Genomic DNA, 18,730 nt, shown 5'->3' with positions numbered 1-18,730 from the left:
AGATTATAATCGGAGGCTGGTTTGCAATCTGAAATTGAGCGGAGTACCTGGTGCGTAAATAAATTCGTCAGGAGTCGGATTGTAATAACCGTTGCTGATGTATTTCTTGTTGGTCAGGTTGTATACATTCAGATTGAAAGTCAGCCTTTGCACACTGTAAGAAACCGAGGCATCGAAGATGTTGTAGGTAGGTAAGCTTTTGTTCCCGAATTCGCTTCCCCAACCCGAATACACAGCACTTCTCTTGCCCATGTATTGAGATCCGGCACCTATAGCCAGTCCGCTCAATGCCCCGGAAGTAATTCTGTATTTCAGGAATGCATTCAGTGTATGGTCAGGCGTTCCGTTGTTTTTGATACCGATCAGTGAGGCATCTTTGTCTTTTGTGATCCTTGCGTTCGTGTATGAGTAATTGGCGTTTACAGACAGGTTTGAACCGATTTTCCCAACAAGGTCGAAGTCGATACCTGTACTGGTAATTTGTCCTGTTTCGAGCATAAAGCCTTCATGGACCGGATCGGACGTACCGACATTATTCTTCCTGATATTGTAGAATGAAGCATTCATAGCCAGCTGTTTATTGAAAAACAGTCCTTTAATACCAAACTCCGTATTACTTCCACGCAGAGGGCGTAACCGGCCTTTGCCCCAGATAGCACCTCGTTGAGCTACAAAACTTTCGTCATAAAGGGCGAATACGGACAGTTTGTCGGAGAAAAGATAAGTAAGGCCGAGTCGTGGAGTGAATGCATTATCCTTGATTTCGTAAGCCGGGTCGTCCACACTGTTGTAATCCTGACCGGTAATGAGATGTGTAAAACGTCCGGCAAGCGTTACGATAAGCTTATTGGCAATTTTGATATGGTCCTGGAGGTAAATAGCCTGCCATTTGTTTGTCGAAATCCACGAACCAATGTTTTCTACAGGGATCTTGCGAAGGCTGTCTTTTGGTAAATAGTAGGATGGGTTTTTGATTGCAAGTTTGAGTCTGTCCGGTTCACTGTAATCGCCACCATAGGTACTGCCTTCACTACCGTCGCCATAGTCGATACCAGCCAGCACTTTATGTTCAAAAGCGTGTCCGGTATTGAATTTTCCATCTACAAATACCTGCATGTTGTAAAGGTTGCCAGTCCAGTCACTTTTACTGCTCGATCTGATAATGCTGTCTTTGGCAGGTGTTAGTCCCTGTACATAAAGCGACATTCCATCCCAGTCTGTGCTCATGTAGGCGGCCTGTACATTCAGGTTCCAGTCATTGGCAATTTTGTGTTTGAGATTGGCTCTGGTGTATACATCGGCACCCATATAATTGCCAATATTCGGATCATTCATGGCCATATCAATCGGCAGTGCGAAGTACTTTTGATTGATCGTAATTTGCTGAAAACTGTTGTGTGCTGTGGTAGCTTTCACATAATTGTGCTCAATAGTGAAGCTTGTGTTTTTACTGAAATCGTAGGTTAGGGCAGGGCAAACGAAGAAACGATTGAAATTCCCCATCTTGTAAAACTGTGCACTGTGCTGGGTTCCTACGTTGAGGCGATAGGTAAGTTTGCCGTCACGCGACATTTCGCCTCCGAGATCCAGCGATCCGCGAATCAGGTTGAAGCTGCCCATCCCAAAACTGATTTCGTTAATTCTCTGATGTGTCGGCTGCTTGGTGACGGTATTGACGAGTCCGCCGGGTTCAGAGTTGGCGAGCATAAAACCAGCCGGTCCCTTCACAAATTCGATCCGTTCGATCATGGCAGCATCTTCCTGTGCATTCCACCAGATCGGGCCGCCTACACCATTACGGTAAGTACCATAAGTGGCATTTGTACCACGGATGAGTAAACTTGCATCCAGATCGTTGCCATAAGTTTTGGTAATTCCGCTTACCGAACGGATCATATCATTTTTGGTCAATGCTCCCATGTCGACAATCGTCTGGCGGGTACTGACCATGATGTTCTGCGGAATTTCAATCAGGTCGGCATTGACGCGCAATGATGAGGAAGCTTTTTCGGCTACATAATTTCCTGCTGTTCCATTCACTACCACTTCCTGCAGACTATTGACATTTTCCGTCATTACAAAATCTACAACCGTTACTTCTCCGGCTGCTACTGCAATTTTCTTTGTCTGGGTATCATATCCGACAAGACTTGCCTGTACGAAATGATTACCCGGTTTTACACGATCAATCTTAAAGCTTCCGGTAGAATCTGTGATCATACCAAGATTTGTTCCTTTTACCAACAAGGTGATATAAGGCGCTGGTTTGCCTTCCTGGCTGGTGATTGTTCCCTGTATTGTTCCCATTTGTCCATAGACAAAGTGGGTAGAGATCAAAAATAAAGTGATGTAAAGAAGTTTCATGTTTAGTAAGGTTGCGTTGAAATTGTGAAAACTAATGCGTCAAACGTATTGCACAGTTACAGACTCAGTTGTGTATGGCTTAGTTGATTGATGAAACCCTTTTGATCAGTTGATTGTGATGCTTTACAGCATCAGTTAAAGTTTGTGTAAGAAAAATGGAGTAAATATTTTGTTGATGTTAGTCAATTAAGCGGGTAGGCCTCTGCCGGCGGTCGAAATCCGGACGCAGGAGTTTTATCATGCGGAAACTTTACTCCTGCGATCCGATTTCATTTTTTATCTACTAAAACTTGAATGACAGAGAAGTAGCAAAATTTCTTGGATTCATTGGGTTGTTGTTGAGTCCCCACATTTTAGTATTCGAAAGGTTATTGACTTTCAGTGCCAGTCTCCATTTGGGTTTATCATAAAATACTGTCGCATCGAATAGTGTATAGGCTGGTATTGTTAGTGAGCCATATTGATTGTCGGAATAAGCTTCGCTTACATAGTTTCCACCGAAACCTACACCCACGCCGCGTAACGCTCCTGCTGGTGCTTTATAGCTCATCCAGAAATTGACAAAGTCGTTAGGCAAACCTGTAGTAATACCCACCTGGCCTTCATCGGCGATCAGGTATTTGTAGTCGTTCATCCCAAAACCTGCAATGATAGATAATCCCGGCAACGGATTGGCGATGATGTCGGCCTCGATTCCTTTACTGCGTTGTTTACCATCTTGTCGTGAAAAACCACCCGCATCTTGCCTGATCGCATTGGTCAGGTCAATGTTGTAATAGCTCACTGTTGCGCTCAGTTTATGATTGAAAACATCCAGTTTTACACCCGTTTCCCACTGGTAGCCATTCGCAGGTTTCAGTACGGTAATGCTTCCGTCCGGCTGGCGGGCTGAGCCATTGTTCTGGAAACCATTCATATAGTTTGCAAAAATGCTTACCTGATCTTTGACCGGCTGGTATACCAGTCCAAATTTGGGAGACAAAGCAGTTTGTCCGTAACCTCCTGTGTAATCTGAGAACATAACTGCCGCTCCTTTATATTCGTAGCGGTCTACACGCAAACTGAGCATAGCCAGTAATCGATCGCTGATATTCAATACGTTGGATGCGTAGGCGCTGTAAGTTTCTGTCTTTGAAGATTCACGGGCGTGTATCAGGTTGGAGCGTATAGCACGGATCTTATCAAGCGAAACTGGGCTGTAAAGGCGGTTGATATTGATTACGTCGTAGGGCGCCTGTGTCGCAAATTCGGCATTTACATAACCCGTACTTAGGTTTTTGCTGTAATAATAATCAACTCCTGCCACGAGACGGTTACGCATTCCGGCAATTTTGAAATCACCGTTAAAGTTCTGCTGGAATTGCAGATCGGTGGTTCCTCCGGCTGACGTTTCTACGCTGCGGTTAATGGTTGAGTCGTTTTTCCAGCTTGTCCACAGTGCAACAAATTCATCGTCATGCCCGGCTGCATAGGAAAACAGGGTATTGGAAGTCCAGTTTCCGGGAAACTTGTAAGTCGCCTGCGCATAAAATAAATCACTTCCGCCAGCATTAACCGGATCGTCGGAGTTGATAGATTGGTTGTAGCGAATCGGAAGTTTAGAAATATTTTTGACCGATACACCCGAGAAATCCTGTATGGGTAAAAGTGTCATTTTCGACCTCAGAATCTCGGCTTCAAAGTTCAGGGTAAGTCTGTCGTCTACTTTATAAGAAAGGGAAGGAGCCAGCACAAAACGTTTTTGAAAACCCCAATCCATAAAGCTTCCTTCAGAATGAAGTGCCGTGTTCACTCTCAATAATAGCGTTTTATCTGCGTTGAGAGGTGTATTTACATCGGCCGCAAGGCGAACCAGATTGTAGCTCCCGGTGGTGAATGTCACATTCCCCTGAAAAGTATCCAATGGTTTTTTTGTAACCAGGTTCGTAAGTCCTCCGAATGAAATCAGGCTTGATCCGAATAGTGTTCCCGATGGACCTTTGATCGCTTCTGTCCGTTCTACGGTGACAGGATCTATACCATTGAATTGCTGGGTAGCAAGTCCGTTTCTCATACGTGCGCCTGTCCAGAATCCCCGGATGATCGAATAGGTGAAACCGTTGCTGTAACCGCCGTGGGCGACAGCAGCTCCAGGTACATTACGAAGTGATTGTTTGTAATCTGTGATCAACTGTTCTTCCATCAGGTCTTTGGAAATGACATTGTATACCTGTGGATTTTCAAGGTTTTTCAATGGCAGGCGTGAAACGTATGGAGTCTCTTTTTGAGAGAATTTGTTGACATTACCTTTTACGGTAATCTCCTGTAATGTTTTGGCATCTTCACGCAGACTGATATCCGCCACGTTCAAAGTGCTTTCCTCTGTTGTTTCAATGTCATATTCAGTAGATTGGAAACCTACTATGCTGATCACCAATATATGCTTTCCCGCCGGAACATTGCGTAACTGGTAATTACCGTTTTCGTCAGTTACGGTAGCTGACTTTCCGTTTTTAATTTGAACGGTAACAAAAGAACCTGGTTTTCCGTCACTGGTTTGGATATGTCCTTTCACATGGGATTTTCCGGTCTGTTGGGCATGAGCCAGCAGTGTGACTATCATGCATAGCACTGTAAAAATGTATTTCATGTCTGGTTGAAGTAAAAGGGGTATGTTGGTTTATCAACAGAGAAGAGGATGACTGCCAGTTTGAAGTGCCTGGCAGTCAGGTAGTGGTTGCAGGGTATTGAAAAGTAGATGGCTTATTTAGCTACATCAACAAGTAAGGTCGCGCATCTCCAGATTGCTTTATACGGTTTTCCGAAATGATCGCCGTTCGTTTCTTCGCTTGTAGAAACTTCCAGCTTGTAAGTACCTGGCCATACCGGCGTGAAAGTAGCTATACCATTCGCTTCTGAGGAAATATTTTTGTTCCATCCGCTTGGTGACGCTACACCAACGTGCAGATTTTCAGTTGGTTTTCCTTTTAGCAGGGTGGTAAGGGTAAATGGCTGATTTACCTTGAAGTTCTTTGAAGCATCAGTGAAAACGCTGATGGCATTGGAATTAAACGATGCGTCGTTGCCGGTTAACGATTTACCTACTTTCACAATGGCGCTGGCATTGAACTCGTAAATGGTAGTACCCCCCAGATCTTTAGCGGCCTTGCTAACGGATAATGTATATACGCCATCTTTTTCAGGAGTGAACTCAGAAGTGAAGTGATCTTCGCCGGCTACAGTAGCCAGTTTTACTTTTTGTTTATCAGGAGTGATCAACCAAAGCTCAAAATCCTTCACGTCGGAGTACCAGTCTGCCAGTTTTTCAGGCTTATCGTCAGGTTCTGAGTATACGATTTTTACAGATTGCTTTTGCCCGATCTTACCGGTAGTACCGGTCTGGATCCAAAGTGCATGCGCGAAAAGGTTTCCGATTGAAACCAGAACGAAGGCAATTGCTAACAGAGATTTTTTCATTGAAATTGGATTGAAGTAAAAGTAAACTAATTGAATTTGCGGGAAAGAACAGCATCCAGACTATAGCGGCCCGGACCTACCAGGAAAATAACCAGATAGCCTATCAGGTAGAAAAAACCAGATGAAGCATCACCAAAAATATCGCCATCGTGTGCAGCGAAAACGATGACCAGTGCTGTTATAATAAGCGGAATGCAAACCAGTCGGGTGAATAAGCCCGCAGCCAAAAGTGCCGCACATACCAGTTCAGCAAAAATTGTCAGAGCCAGAGAAACAGGACCACTAAGTCCCATGAACTCCATGAATTTATGCTGACGTTCTTCAAAGCCCTGGAACTTGGCATAACCATGAGGTACCATCAGAATACCGAAAGTAAGGCGAAGAATGAGCATCGAAAAATCTACAGAAAAAGTGTTGTAGATGGTACGGGTAAGCTTATTTAAAACTGTCATGCTTAAAAATAAAAAACGGTCGGAAGAAAAGTGGATGTAACTGCATTGTTTGCAATTCATTATGGTTTCGCAAATGTAGAAACAGGATTTTATTTGTCAAATTTTATTTAGACTTTTTTTAAATAATATATTATTGCTGACTTTGAGAGAGTTGGAGTGCTGAGTATGATCATTATACTGTAAAGTATTTTGGATTATTTTGATGGGTGCTGATTTACAGAGCAATCCGTTGCCTGTGCCTGATGGTGATCTTTATGTAGCTTTTGGGCACATTGTGTCCGCTAACATTTAGATAGGAGACCAGTGGGCTATGCCATTTAGCCTATCCTTTTCGTCGAACAACAGGAAAATGGAATCATCAGATGTTCCTATATTCAATTCAATAGAACATGTGGCATATATGTTGAATGATGTACCCGGGCTGTATCTGGCCTTATAATTTTTGAAGTTATCAGATTTTAAACCATCTCCAACCCGAACTTCCAATCCGTTATCCAAGCCAACAACCAAAGAAGAATCCACAATTGTGAAGCCACTGAGTTTATCGTCCATGAAAAACACATGACTTTTTCCATAATGATAAAGTTTTCCGGTTTTTTCATCGGCTTCAAAATAATAGTCTTCAATCTTGTCTGGCTTTCCAAGTACAGGGATTGCTTGTAGGATGGATTGACCGAAAAGTATTTTACGTTCAGCTTCCTTACTTTTTTTCAGATATATCTCTTTGGTAATAATGTTTTGAGCAATGGCTGAAGGGGTATAGCCTACCGACAAACATGTGATGAGGAGCGTTATAGACAGGGCGCGAACGAAGGAGTACATGAAGCGTTGAGCCATAGTTAATAGAAAAAGGCCATTCCGTTTTTAGAACTGAAATGGCCTCTTTGTTATTATTGTTGAATGTAATTAAAACTTGTATCCGACAGATAAACGGAAATTGGTGCCAGGCTCTGTCTGCCAGTACGTGAACCCGCTATAAGTGTAAATACCACCTGAATACAGATACTTGTTTAAAATGTTATTAACTAACAGATTCACAGCAAATTTGTCTTTCTTGTAAGTAACTCCGCCATCCAGTCGGAAATAGTCAGGAAGGTTATCCTGAGCAGTTTCAGATACGAACCATGGGGAACGTCCTACCTGGTACTGATAGCCTACCGAAAGTCCGAAACCTTGTGCCGAGCCGCTACCGATTGTATAGCTCAACCACGTATTTTGCACGTGTTTGCTTGATCCTTCCACTTGTTTACCTATTGCAGCTTCATCGGAATGTTTTGAGATTTTCGCATCGGTATAGGCATAGTTGATCATTACATCAAGGTTCTTTACAATCTGCCCGCGTATATCCCATTCGATACCCTGAATTTTGTGTTGGCCTCCCTGCTTGCTGAAGAAGTTTCCACCCGAAGAAGGGTGTTCCAGGTCGGTTACAAGGATATTGTCCTTCGTGATCTTGTAGAAAGTCAGTGTTGAGCTCCAGCTATCGTTTAGCCAGCCCCTTTTCAAACCAACTTCCATGTTGTTACCGGTTTGAGGATCAAAGCTTTTTCCCTGCCAGTCGGTACCGAAATTTTCATTGAAGGATTGGTCGTAAAGCGCATAGGCTGTGGTACTTGGATTGATAGTTACGCTCAAACCAGCGCGTGGAGTAAACTTACCTTTCGAATAACTGCCGTCATACGGGTTGGATACTTTCAGCTCAGTGTAACGTGCAGCAAGCGTCAATCTCAGTCGGTTTTCCCAGAATCCAAGTTCATCCTGTACATACAGCGCACTGTATCCGTTTTTATATTGTACAGCTCTTTCTCTGATATCTTTACTTCTGTCAAATACCGGTGCAGGTGTAACGCCATGAACAGGATTGTAAATATCGATCGGAGCTCCATATAGCTTCCACTGGCTCCAGTCGTGGTAGTATTCTTTGCTGCTCATATCCAATCCACCAAGGATTCTGTGATTTACAGCTCCTGTTTGTACTTGTCCGTTCAGGAAAATTTGTCCTGTTTTACTTAGTCCCAGAATATCCCAGTTGTTAATAGCACGTTGCAGAGAGTCAGTTCTTCCCGTAACAAATCCCGATGGCCAAAGGGATGAACCTTCCTGCGTATAGTTGAAATAGGAAGCCTGAGCGGTCAGACGCCAGTTGTTGTTCAACTGATGTTCGAAAATGGCCAGTATGCTCTGGTCGTGGTTATTGGTAGGGGCAAGGTTGGCTTCGGATGTCGAGAAGCTACGAGGCAATACGCCGTATCCGCCCGTTTTGGAATATACATAATTCGATCCGATTGCATTCATCTGAGAAAACTGATGCGTGTATTCAAGGGTTATAGAACTCTTATCATCAATCAGATATTTCAGGACAGGTACGATGGAATACCTGTTGTTATAGTCAAAGTCTCTGTGGGAGCCTTTCAACTGACCCATCAGATTAAGGCGGTACAATAATTTACCGTCTTTGGAAAGTTTACCATCCAGATCAAGCGTCGTACGGTACGTATCGAAGCTTCCCAGTGTGAAGCCTACTTCCCCTCTGGTTTGTCCTGTAGGTTTCTTGGTTACAACATTGTAAAATCCGCTTGGATTACCGTTTGCAAGCATAAATCCGGCCGGACCTTTTACGAATTCTATACGGTCAACCATACTCATGTCTTCAGCAAGTGGTCCCCATGGCATCTGCACATTCATACCATTACGAAATGCACCTACCTGACTTCCACGCATGTTGATACGTGCATAATTATCCCAGTGTTCCACTTTGGTTGCACCGCTTACGTTACGGGTAACCCCTTCCAGCATATCAAAAATCTGCTGATCTGCGATCACACGTCTTCCAATAACCTGAATATTCTGCGGCGCTTCAAGAATTGGAGTAGCAAGTCTTAAACTGGGAGATGTCTGGTCTGTTTTGAAGCTGTTTCCGCCTGTAACGACTACTTCCTGTAGTTGTTGAGAAGATTCATCAAGGATGAAATCGGAGTTGGTTGTTTGTCCGTCAGTAATTACAACTTCCTTTTCAACTGGCTGTAACCCAACAAGCGTAACTCTGATGGTGTAGGCACCGGGAATTATTTTGTCAATCTGATAGCTTCCTTCCGTGTTACTCACTGCACCGTGGCGAGTGCCTTTCACGGATACCGATACATGTACAGCAGGATGTCCGTCGGCAGTATTCACAATACCTTTTAAGTTGCCTGTTTGCGCTAATGCAACAGAAGTCGCGGCAAGAAACAAGGCTATAATAGCGTATAATCTTTGCATATTAAATTATAACTGGTCTAAATAGAGTAAAAATTGGCTGCAAATATCATACACTGTTTCGGATCAAACAAGTTTATCTGGATTTATTTTAAATAATAAGTAAGTTGGATTATTACTGTTGAGAATAATTTTTAAATGGATGATTTTTAGTAGGTTGTGTTTTGAGTTTGTATTGTAAATAGAATTTATTTAATATTTACATAAAATATAATACTAAAAAAGGCAGAGCCTTTTGCAAAGCTCTGCCTGATTCAAGGTGTACCTTTCGGTTACTCTTCTATTTCTTCAACCATCTTTTCGGTCACTATTTTTTTATCAGATGAATTGCCCCATGAATTTCGAATGTAATTCATCACATCGGCTATTTCGTTGTTGTCTAAACCCGGAGGGGGCATCATGCTGTTGTATTCGGTACCATTAACCTGAATTTTGCCTGTAAGACCGAACTTCACGGCATAGATCGCCTTTTCAGGATTTTTAGTTAAATAGTCGGATTTTGCAAGCGGAGGAAAGGTGCCAGGAGCACCGTCTCCATTACCCATGTGACAGGTTATACAGTTTTCAACATAGATAACTTTTCCCCGGTCAATACTCTCTGCCAACTCCTCTTCCGGACCGGAAAAGACTGTGAAGCTGAAGATAGCGAGAGAAAGTAGGAGGATGAGGAATTTCATTTTTTAAGTTAAGGTGGTTAAGTAGGGTAGTAGTTAAGAAGTTATAGGATTTAAAGTAGTTAGCTGACATGGGTAGTGAAGTCTTAACTTCTTCATTACTGTAACTTCTTGCTTCATGAGTTCAAATAGGAGTTAAGAAGTCAGAGGAGTTAAGACTTCGTTGTTTCAGGATAACATAACTTCTTTAACCTCTATAACTTCCTCTAACTTCTTTCTGCCTTATCCTTTTCTACTTATTCTCACAATCTGTCCGGAGCTTTCCAATACCACGTATAAATTCCCGTCTGGTCCCTGGCGTACGTCTCTTACACGGCCTATTCCCTGGAACAGAACTTCACGTTTGGTTACTTTATTTCCTTTTACAACAAGGTGTTGCAGTTGCATAAATTTCAGAGAACCAACGATCAGATCACCGTTCCATTCTTTGAATTTCGGGCTGTTTACAAACGTCATTCCGCATGGGGCAATAGAAGGCTTCCAGTAGGTGACAGGTTGCTCCAGACCCACCTTTGCAGTGTCGTTAGAAATGATGCTGTTATCGTAATCGATTCCGAAAGTAATCAGCGGCCAGCCGTAGTTTTTCCCTTTCTCTACAATATTAAGTTCATCGCCACCCTGGGGACCATGCTCATGTTCCCAGATTGTACCGGTAGTAGGATGGATTACCAACCCTTGTGGGTTTCTGTGGCCGTATGACCATATTTCTGGTCTGGCTCCTGCTGTTTTTACAAACGGGTTATCAGTAGGAATTTTTCCATCTTCATGTAACCGAACTACTTTCCCCTGGTCTTTTCCCAGATTTTGTGCATTTTCTTTTTGTCCGCGTTCGCCAAGTGAAAGGAATACATATCCTTTTTTATCAAATATAATCCGACCTCCGAAGTGTACATTTCCCTTTACATTAGGAATCGCCTTAAATATTTTTTGTACATCTACCAATGCGTGATCTTTCAACTTAGCACGTATCAGCGCGGTGTTGGCACCACCATCATCTCCCTCTTCGCCCTCGGCCTTCGGTGAAGAATAGCTGATGTATATCCAGCCATTTTTTGCGTAGTCAGGATGAAGAACCACATCCAGTAATCCGCCCTGCCCCTTATACCATACCTCTGGTACGCCGGTTATTTCCTGAGGATCAAGTTTCCCGTTTTTAACCAAACGTAGTTTCCCGCCCCGTTCTGTCACCAACAAATCTCCATTGGGCAGGAAAGCAGTTGCCCACGGCATTTTCAGTCCTGTTACAACGGTATCAAGTTTCAGATTTGCTTCGGTTAGTTGCTTTGGTGCGTTGCGGTCATCAGCGATACCGCTATTACTCATTAATGCGATGGACGACGTTAACAACATACCTCCAAGTGCCAGAGGAAGGCTCTTTCTTAGAAAAGTAATTTTTTTGTTCATGGATTCGGAATGAGTGAAAAAGTTTGGTTTAAGGTTAATGTGACTTCAAAATTAAAAAAAGAAAGGTAGCCTTGGCTACCTTATCTTACTTAACTAATTCGAGTTCATTTAAATGCCCGTTAATGAAATTAATTTCGTCAGGTTTGAGATCGAAATCCATAGCGGCAGCGTTCTGAAGAGCCTGTTTGGCGTCTCGTGCCCCCACCAATGCAATCGTAATACCAGGCTGTTCTACAGTCCAGCGTAATACGAGTTGCGAAATTGAAGCATTCTTCTCATCTGCCAAGAGCTTGATTTTGCTAAGGAACGCGTTCACTCTGTTTAGATTTTCATCTGAAAAATAATGAAGTGAACTGCGGTTATCATCTTTACCAAACTGATGTCCGGGATTCATTTTTCCAGTAAGCAATCCACGCTGCAAAGGGCTGTATGCCAGAATTGCTTTTTCATGTTCAAGACAATAGGGAACCAGTTCGGTTTCAATATCCCTGCGAACCATACTATACGGCACCTGATCAGAAACCAGATTGATATGTTTGGATGCTTCTCTCATCAGATCTGCGTCGTAATTGCATACTCCTGCAAATCGAACCTTACCCTGTTTGATCAATTGAGAAACCGCTTCCATAGTTTCTTCAACGGGCGTAGTTATGTCAGGCCAGTGGATCTGATACAGGTCGATATAATCCGTTCCCAAGCGCCGCAGACTATCTTCACATTCCTTGATAATGCTTTCCTTAGAAGCGAATTTATAAATGTCTATATCATTCCCGTCGTTGTCCTTACTATGCATGGCGAGGTCTCCGTCGGTACCGTCCCACCGCATACCAAATTTGGTCAGTATCTGTATTTTATCCCGGGGGATGTCCTTAATCGCCTCACCTACAATCTCCTCGCTAAGCCCCATGCCGTAAATAGGTGCTGTGTCAATGGATGTTACTCCTGCATCATAGGATGCCTGTATGGCTTTGACTGATTCATTTCGCTCAGTACCTCCCCACATCCATCCACCGGTTGCCCAGGCTCCAAAGGTGATTACGGATAATTCGAGGTCTTTGTGTTCAGCATCTTCTGAATTTGCAACTTTTCTGTAAATCATATATTTGAAAGCTATTCGCTGAGAGCTTCGTGCCTTAGCGTAGTTGTTTTAGATGGAAGAATCAATAACTGTGCCATTTGCGAGATACATATCACGCTGGATTTTTTAGGCAGAAGGAATAGATTGGGGAGAAAGGAGTGACTTGGTAACCTTATTTTTTGGCTTTAAGGATAGCAGGTAGCTTTACAGTATTCAAAATATGATTTGCTTTTTCAATTTTATCCTTGAAAAATGGATCATTTGCATAATTGTTGCTTAGGGAATGATCAGTATCAAAACCTTTGGGTGAGTCTTGTATGTGTGATTTCTTCGTTTTCATAGATATAAATTTATAGTTTTTGAACAAGAAATGCATCATAGCTGACATCCTTTCGAAAAATTTCCCAGCTTTCTTTCTTTCTTTCTTTAATCCCCAAACAGTGAAATCTTGCTTAATAGTTTCAATGTTATTTGCGATTCCCATTTGATAAAGTCGGGTTCTGGCAGGAGTACTTCCAGTAGCTACAACGATGGCGTCAGGAAATTCAATCATAAAAGTGTATAAGGTTGCAGCGACGGTGGACAACATCTTTTTGCTATCTCCATTGTCTGTAACAGTTACATCGCTTATCAGACCAGTATTTGGGTCTTTATCTCCAAATCCCAGATTATAAAAGCCTTTTTGCTCCAGCTCTGTATACTGAACTACCTTCAAGAACCGACCTTTTGGCCCCAAACTTTCAAATTCAAATGTTTGAAAATCCGGAGCCATATCAAGCCTATATATATCGTTTAGCATTTAGTGTGTGTTGCTATGTCAAACCTACTTCGTCAACGAGAACGGAGCGTTTTCAGGTTTTACACCCCATGTCTTTGATGGTTGGCTCGTGAGGTTAAACTGCAGGTTACCGCCCTTCAGAATATCGCCATGTTCCAGGAACGTATTTGCATAAGGTTTGCCATTGAGCGTAGCGCCCTGGATATACATATTTTTATCACTTGTAGCCGGTGCATTAATCTCAAATTTCTTTCCGTTTTCGAGCGTGATAGTTGCTTTTTTGAAAAGAGGAGAACCAATTACATATTGTGTAGTACCAGGAGTTACAGGATAGAATCCTAATGCCGAGAATACATACCAAGCCGAAGTTTGCCCGTTGTCTTCATCTCCGCAATAACCATCCGGTGCAGCCTGGTAAAGCTTACGCATCACTTCACGACTCCAGTATTGCGCTTTTGACGGAGCTCCTGCATAATTGTACAGGTATATCATGTGCTGGATCGGCTGGTTTCCATGTGCATAATTTCCCATGTTCATGATCTGCATTTCACGGATTTCATGAATTGGGAATCCATAGTAGCTATCGTCGAAAATAGGAGGCAGGGTAAATACGGTATCCAGTTTTTGTACAAATGCTTCACGCCCGCCTATCAATCCGATCAAACCTTTTACATCCTGGAACACCGACCAGGTGTAGTGAATACTGTTTCCTTCTGTAAATGCATCGCCCCATTTAAACGGGTTGAACGGTGTCTGAAACTGGCCATTCTGATTCTTTCCACGCATCCATTTGGTTTCAGGATCGAAGAGATTGCGGTAATTCTGGCTGCGTTTCAGATACAAATCCACTTCAGATTGTGGCTTCTTAAGCTCCTTTGCAAGCTGTGAGATACAGAAATCTGCATAAGCATACTCCAGAGTTCTGGCTGCATTTTCATTCACTTTTACATCGTAGGGAACATATCCAAGCTTATTATAATACTCATGCCCAAAACGGCCTACTGAACTTACAGGACCTGCATGTTCTGTATTTTTTAGTACTGCTTCGTATAGCTTGTTAATATCATATCCACGAATCCCTTTAACATAAGAGTCGGCAATCAGAGAGGCAGAGTTGGAGCCGATCATACAATCGCGGTGACCCGGACTTGCCCATTCAGGCAGGAATCCGCTTTCGTCATACGCATTGGCCAGCCCCTGCATAATCTGGGAGTTCAGAGTAGGGTACATCAGGGTAAAGAATGGGAATACAGCGCGGAAAGTATCCCAGAAACCATTATCCGTGAACATATAACCCGGGCGAACTTCGCCATTATATGGGCTGTAATGTACGATCTGATTTTTGGCATCATATTCGTAAAACTTACGAGGGAATAACAGCACACGGTACAAGCAAGAATAAAAAGTGCGGATCTGGTCAATATTGTCTCCTTCTACTTTGATTTTTGACAGTTCGTCATTCCATGCCTTGTAGCCTTTTTGCATCGTCACATCAAACGAGTCAGAACCGAGTTCTCTTTTCAGGTTCAATTCTGCCTGTTCGGGGCTAATGAAGGAAGAAGCGACTTTCAGGCCGACTTGTTCACCTCTTTTGGTTGCAAAACCAACCACGGCGCCAACATGTCCGGCTTTCAGTTCCAATGTATCCTTAGCAAGGGTTTTGCCGTGAAATGCAGATGAGAAAGTAAATGCTTTGTCGAAAATCAGGACAAAATAATTCTTGAAATTGGCTGGAACACCGCCACTATTTTTAGTGGTATAGCCAATGATCTTTCTCTCAGAAGGAATAATTTTAACGTAAGAACCCTTGTCAAAAGCATCTACCAAAACGAAGGAGCTGTCAGCTTTAGGGAATGTAAAACGGAATTGCGCCGCTCTTTCGGTTGGAGCAATTTCTGTTGTTACGTCGTAGTCAGCTAAATATACTTTGTAATGATGAGGCTTTGCAACTTCGGCTTTATGCGAAAACCAGCTGGCCCGTGAGTCCTCATCGATTTTAAGTTTGCCGGTCATTGGCATAATGGAAAACTGACCGTAATCGTTAATCCATGGACTGGGCTGGTGGGTTTGTTTGAAGCCGCGGATTTTTTCAGCATCGTACATATAGCTCCATCCGTCACCCATTTTGCCGGTTTGGGGCATCCAGAAATTCATTCCCCATGGGAGTGCTATGGCAGGATAAGTATTTCCCGCTGACAGGCTAAACTTGGATTGGGTACCCATCAGAGGGTTCACGTAATCAACAAGATTGGCGGAGTTCTGAGCGAAAACGGGAGTGAAACTAATCAGACAGAAAAGGCTGAAGAGAATTTTTTTCATTGAAGTAGACTAGGTAAACGGTTAGGAATAGGATGGAAAGAAAAGTAGAATTTCCATCAGGCGCGCAAGTTAGTAAAAGATTCACTTCGCAGACCGGAACCTGACAATTTGTACGGGCATAGTTCTTTAACCTGTAAAGTAGGGTTACTCAGAATAGAATGTTATACATCCTGAGCAGCAGATTTGTCTTACTAGTTAACAGACTCTTCCTGCGTTTTATACCTTTGAAATCAAATAATCAGTAAAGCATTTTTTATAACTTACAATGACTGAACACTTAAACCGGTTAACGCCACGTCAGATTGTGTTTGAGCTTGATCAATACATTATCGGACAAAATGACGCAAAACGAAATGTAGCCATTGCATTGAGAAACAGGTGGAGGAGAATGAACAGCCCTGAGGACATTCAGAAGGAGATCATTCCCAATAATATATTAATGATAGGTGCTACGGGTGTCGGTAAAACAGAAATTGCCCGCAGACTTGCCAAAATAGCAGACGCGCCTTTCGTGAAAGTGGAAGCTTCCAAATTTACCGAAGTGGGGTATGTTGGCCGTGATGTAGAAAGCATGGTACGGGACCTGGTGGAGCAAGCTGTAAATATGGTCCGGACGCAAAAGAAGGAAGATGTAAAAATAAAGGCGGAACAGGCGGTAGAGGATATTATTCTGGATGTTCTGATTCCTCCTGTACACGGTGCATCTGCTTCAAAACCGAGATTAGATAGTAATCCTGATAACAATAATATTCCGGATGACGATGGTGAGCTGAACCAGCGCACCCGCGAACGTTTCCGTGAAAAGATAAGAAACGGAGAATTGGACGAGCGCAAGATTGAAATTGAAGTACAGCAGAATCAGACGCCTAACGTGGGTATGATCGGTGGAGCGATGGACGATGTTTCAATGATGAATATCCAGGAAATGATCGGGAACATGATGCCGCGTCGTGGAAAAAAACGCAAGGTGTCTGTTGGAGAGGCCAAAAAGCTATTGCTGGATGAAGAGGCATCCAAACTGATTGATATGGATGAAGTGAAGATTGAAGCGATTAAAAAAGCTGAAAATCTGGGTATTATCTTTATTGATGAGATTGATAAGGTAGCTTCGAGCCGTTCCGGCGGAAGTGGCGGACCTGATGTGAGCCGCGAAGGTGTGCAACGGGATTTGCTTCCTATTGTAGAAGGAAGTGCGGTAAACACCAAACATGGTGTGATTAATACGGATCATATTCTTTTTGTGGCAGCCGGAGCATTTCATGTTTCCAAACCTTCAGATCTGATTCCGGAATTACAGGGACGTTTCCCGATTCGTGTGGAACTGAACAGTCTGACAGAGGCTGATTTTTACCAGATTCTTAAGACACCTAAAAATGCACTCACCAAACAATATGTAGCCATGATGGATGCAGAAGGTGTGGAATTGCAGTTTGAAGATGGTGCGCTGAAAGAAATGGCTCGTATCGCTTTTGAGGTAAACAGCGAAGTGGAAAATATCGGCGCAAGAAGATTACAAACCGTAATGAGCCTTTTGCTGAACGACTTTATGTTTGATATTCCAGATGAAATCGGTCCGGATTCTACCATCGTGGTTACAGCAGATCTGGTGAAGGAAAAATTGGCCCATCTGATTAAAAACAGAGATCTGAGCCAGTATATTCTATAATAATTACAGATCAGGGTAGCTGATATATTTAAAAGATTAGAGAAATTATCCTTTTTTATAAATTTTCATGTGACGGATCGGTTGATCTACGTCTAACAAATCAGAACATGAGATAAATTAATAGAGGAGGGTTTCAATAAAAAGGTGGGTGCAGATTGCGCCCACCTTTTTCTCATTTATTACCATGTCAGAATTTACAATACCACTCTACCCAGTTCCTGATCCAACCGAGGCGTTCCTTTTTGAAGCGGAGCGTATAGAAGGTATTGGACCAGTCCTCAAAGTGAAGCTGATAGAATTCAAGGAAAAACAACCAGAATGCAAATCCAAGGTATGGAATTGCAGCAATTTCTTCCCCGGAAACCGGACGTACGGCCCGATACGCTTTTAAGAAAATATCAAATTTGAGATTGGCTTCTTCCTGCGTCATTTTTTTGAATTGTACATCAAAGAAGAAGTGAATGAAAAAGGTCATCAGATCATTGGCAATAAGCCCCTTACCGGCGAAGTCAAAATCGAAGAAAGTGATCTGGTCGTGCTCGTCGAAGTGAAAATTGTGAGGCAGGAAGTCATAGTGACAATATCCATAGCTGAACTTTGTAAGATCAAACTGGCTGATCTTTTCCGCAGTCTTTGCCGTTATTTCTTCCAGCCAGGCGTACTCGTGGGGCAATTCCGTGAATTCGCTTTTGATATATGCCAAAGGCCCAAGCAAGGTGGAATCGATATCGTAAGTCCTCCTCGGATTTTTAAGCTCAATCTGAGTAGTTATCTGATGAATCAGTGCCATTTCCCTGCCAATGGCTTCCAACCGGCTGTCGTAAAAATCATGTGTCGGTTTCCCGTTCGCAAAGCTGAATAAGACACCATTCCGTATACCTTCAGCACCCTGGAACGACTGTATCTGACTGCCTGTAAGATCAGCTATCGGTAAAGAAATACGGGTACCAGCTTCTTTCAGCGCATTCAGCAATTCTATTTCCCCGTTTATCTCTTCAAGTTTACGATGTGAATCGCGGTACAGTTTGAAAATGTATTTTTCACGATCATTTTCCAAAAGATAAGTATCACTGACATTATGCACTAAAAGCCTGCATCTCATATCCGGCAGACCGTAAGTCTTTATCAGATAAGATCTGAGTGCTTCCGTTGAAAACATGGAGTATTGTGTGGGGAAGAGATGCACAGTCAGTTTACGATTTAGGATTAGTACTGATGCGTTAAGTTTTTTTAATTAAATAAGTCCCATTGTTCATTGACATTTTGATTGATTTGAGATTCTGT

At 42.8% G+C, this 18,730-nt stretch carries 13 protein-coding genes; 1 reads left to right on the top strand and 12 read right to left on the bottom strand.

Going from position 1 to position 18,730, the window contains the following annotated elements:
- Positions 1 to 3: 3 nt before the first annotated feature.
- From DSL64_RS19290 to DSL64_RS19240, 11 genes are all read right to left on the bottom strand, one after another.
- Positions 4 to 2,364, bottom strand: coding sequence for a TonB-dependent receptor (locus tag DSL64_RS19290; protein WP_115832569.1), 2,361 nt, complete (start codon positions 2,362 to 2,364; stop codon positions 4 to 6).
- 283 nt (positions 2,365 to 2,647) lie between these two features.
- Entirely contained in the window at positions 2,648 to 4,966 is a 2,319-nt protein-coding gene (locus DSL64_RS19285; RefSeq protein ID WP_158547950.1) for a TonB-dependent receptor, read from the bottom strand.
- Positions 4,967 to 5,106: 140 nt separating this feature from the next.
- Entirely contained in the window at positions 5,107 to 5,820 is a 714-nt protein-coding gene (locus DSL64_RS19280) for a DUF4198 domain-containing protein (protein WP_115832567.1), read from the bottom strand.
- Between the two features lie 26 nt (positions 5,821 to 5,846).
- Entirely contained in the window at positions 5,847 to 6,272 is a 426-nt protein-coding gene (locus DSL64_RS19275; RefSeq protein WP_158547949.1) for a DoxX family protein, read from the bottom strand.
- A gap of 288 nt (positions 6,273 to 6,560) precedes the next feature.
- Complete coding sequence (locus DSL64_RS19270; RefSeq protein WP_147300386.1) at positions 6,561 to 7,109, bottom strand: hypothetical protein; 549 nt, start codon at positions 7,107 to 7,109, stop codon at positions 6,561 to 6,563.
- A 69-nt stretch (positions 7,110 to 7,178) separates the two neighbouring features.
- Positions 7,179 to 9,530 (bottom strand): TonB-dependent receptor, encoded by a 2,352-nt coding sequence (locus DSL64_RS19265; protein WP_115832564.1) that lies wholly within the window; start codon positions 9,528 to 9,530, stop codon positions 7,179 to 7,181.
- A 269-nt stretch (positions 9,531 to 9,799) separates the two neighbouring features.
- Positions 9,800 to 10,204, bottom strand: a complete 405-nt coding sequence (locus DSL64_RS19260; protein ID WP_115832563.1) for a c-type cytochrome — start codon at positions 10,202 to 10,204, stop codon at positions 9,800 to 9,802.
- A gap of 219 nt (positions 10,205 to 10,423) precedes the next feature.
- On the bottom strand, positions 10,424 to 11,605 hold the full coding sequence (locus tag DSL64_RS19255) for a PQQ-dependent sugar dehydrogenase (RefSeq protein ID WP_115832562.1): 1,182 nt from the start codon (positions 11,603 to 11,605) through the stop codon (positions 10,424 to 10,426).
- Positions 11,606 to 11,690: 85 nt separating this feature from the next.
- Entirely contained in the window at positions 11,691 to 12,704 is a 1,014-nt protein-coding gene (locus DSL64_RS19250; RefSeq protein ID WP_115832561.1) for an aldo/keto reductase, read from the bottom strand.
- A gap of 151 nt (positions 12,705 to 12,855) precedes the next feature.
- Positions 12,856 to 13,482 (bottom strand): DUF6934 family protein, encoded by a 627-nt coding sequence (locus DSL64_RS19245; protein ID WP_115832560.1) that lies wholly within the window; start codon positions 13,480 to 13,482, stop codon positions 12,856 to 12,858.
- A 24-nt stretch (positions 13,483 to 13,506) separates the two neighbouring features.
- Positions 13,507 to 15,780 (bottom strand): GH92 family glycosyl hydrolase, encoded by a 2,274-nt coding sequence (locus DSL64_RS19240; protein WP_115832559.1) that lies wholly within the window; start codon positions 15,778 to 15,780, stop codon positions 13,507 to 13,509.
- A gap of 265 nt (positions 15,781 to 16,045) precedes the next feature.
- Between DSL64_RS19240 and hslU the strand changes: the two genes are divergently transcribed.
- A complete protein-coding gene (hslU, locus tag DSL64_RS19235) occupies positions 16,046 to 17,446 on the top strand; it encodes an ATP-dependent protease ATPase subunit HslU (RefSeq protein WP_115832558.1) in 1,401 nt (466 codons plus the stop codon).
- Between the two features lie 187 nt (positions 17,447 to 17,633).
- Here the strand turns inward: hslU and DSL64_RS19230 are convergent, their stop codons facing one another.
- A complete protein-coding gene (locus tag DSL64_RS19230) occupies positions 17,634 to 18,605 on the bottom strand; it encodes a phosphotransferase enzyme family protein (RefSeq protein ID WP_115832557.1) in 972 nt (323 codons plus the stop codon).
- Positions 18,606 to 18,730: the final 125 nt, after the last annotated feature.

This window comes from Dyadobacter luteus (assembly GCF_003383615.1).
In the GTDB taxonomy this organism is placed as follows: domain Bacteria; phylum Bacteroidota; class Bacteroidia; order Cytophagales; family Spirosomataceae; genus Dyadobacter; species Dyadobacter luteus.
The sequence above is the reverse complement of the archived record's forward strand: the minus strand, read 5'-3'. Positions and strand labels throughout refer to the sequence as shown.

What these genes read in the sequence shown, in the direction of transcription:
- DSL64_RS19290 (WP_115832569.1), bottom strand. Translation starts at nt 2,364, where the DNA reads ATGAAACTTCTTTACATCACTTTATTTTTGATCTCTACCCACTTTGTC.
- DSL64_RS19285 (WP_158547950.1), bottom strand. Translation starts at nt 4,966, where the DNA reads ATGATAGTCACACTGCTGGCTCATGCCCAACAGACCGGAAAATCCCAT.
- DSL64_RS19280 (WP_115832567.1), bottom strand. Translation starts at nt 5,820, where the DNA reads ATGAAAAAATCTCTGTTAGCAATTGCCTTCGTTCTGGTTTCAATCGGA.
- DSL64_RS19275 (WP_158547949.1), bottom strand. Translation starts at nt 6,272, where the DNA reads ATGACAGTTTTAAATAAGCTTACCCGTACCATCTACAACACTTTTTCT.
- DSL64_RS19270 (WP_147300386.1), bottom strand. Translation starts at nt 7,109, where the DNA reads ATGGCTCAACGCTTCATGTACTCCTTCGTTCGCGCCCTGTCTATAACG.
- DSL64_RS19265 (WP_115832564.1), bottom strand. Translation starts at nt 9,530, where the DNA reads ATGCAAAGATTATACGCTATTATAGCCTTGTTTCTTGCCGCGACTTCT.
- DSL64_RS19260 (WP_115832563.1), bottom strand. Translation starts at nt 10,204, where the DNA reads ATGAAATTCCTCATCCTCCTACTTTCTCTCGCTATCTTCAGCTTCACA.
- DSL64_RS19255 (WP_115832562.1), bottom strand. Translation starts at nt 11,605, where the DNA reads ATGAACAAAAAAATTACTTTTCTAAGAAAGAGCCTTCCTCTGGCACTT.
- DSL64_RS19250 (WP_115832561.1), bottom strand. Translation starts at nt 12,704, where the DNA reads ATGATTTACAGAAAAGTTGCAAATTCAGAAGATGCTGAACACAAAGAC.
- DSL64_RS19245 (WP_115832560.1), bottom strand. Translation starts at nt 13,482, where the DNA reads ATGCTAAACGATATATATAGGCTTGATATGGCTCCGGATTTTCAAACA.
- DSL64_RS19240 (WP_115832559.1), bottom strand. Translation starts at nt 15,780, where the DNA reads ATGAAAAAAATTCTCTTCAGCCTTTTCTGTCTGATTAGTTTCACTCCC.
- hslU (WP_115832558.1), top strand. Translation starts at nt 16,046, where the DNA reads ATGACTGAACACTTAAACCGGTTAACGCCACGTCAGATTGTGTTTGAG.
- DSL64_RS19230 (WP_115832557.1), bottom strand. Translation starts at nt 18,605, where the DNA reads ATGTTTTCAACGGAAGCACTCAGATCTTATCTGATAAAGACTTACGGT.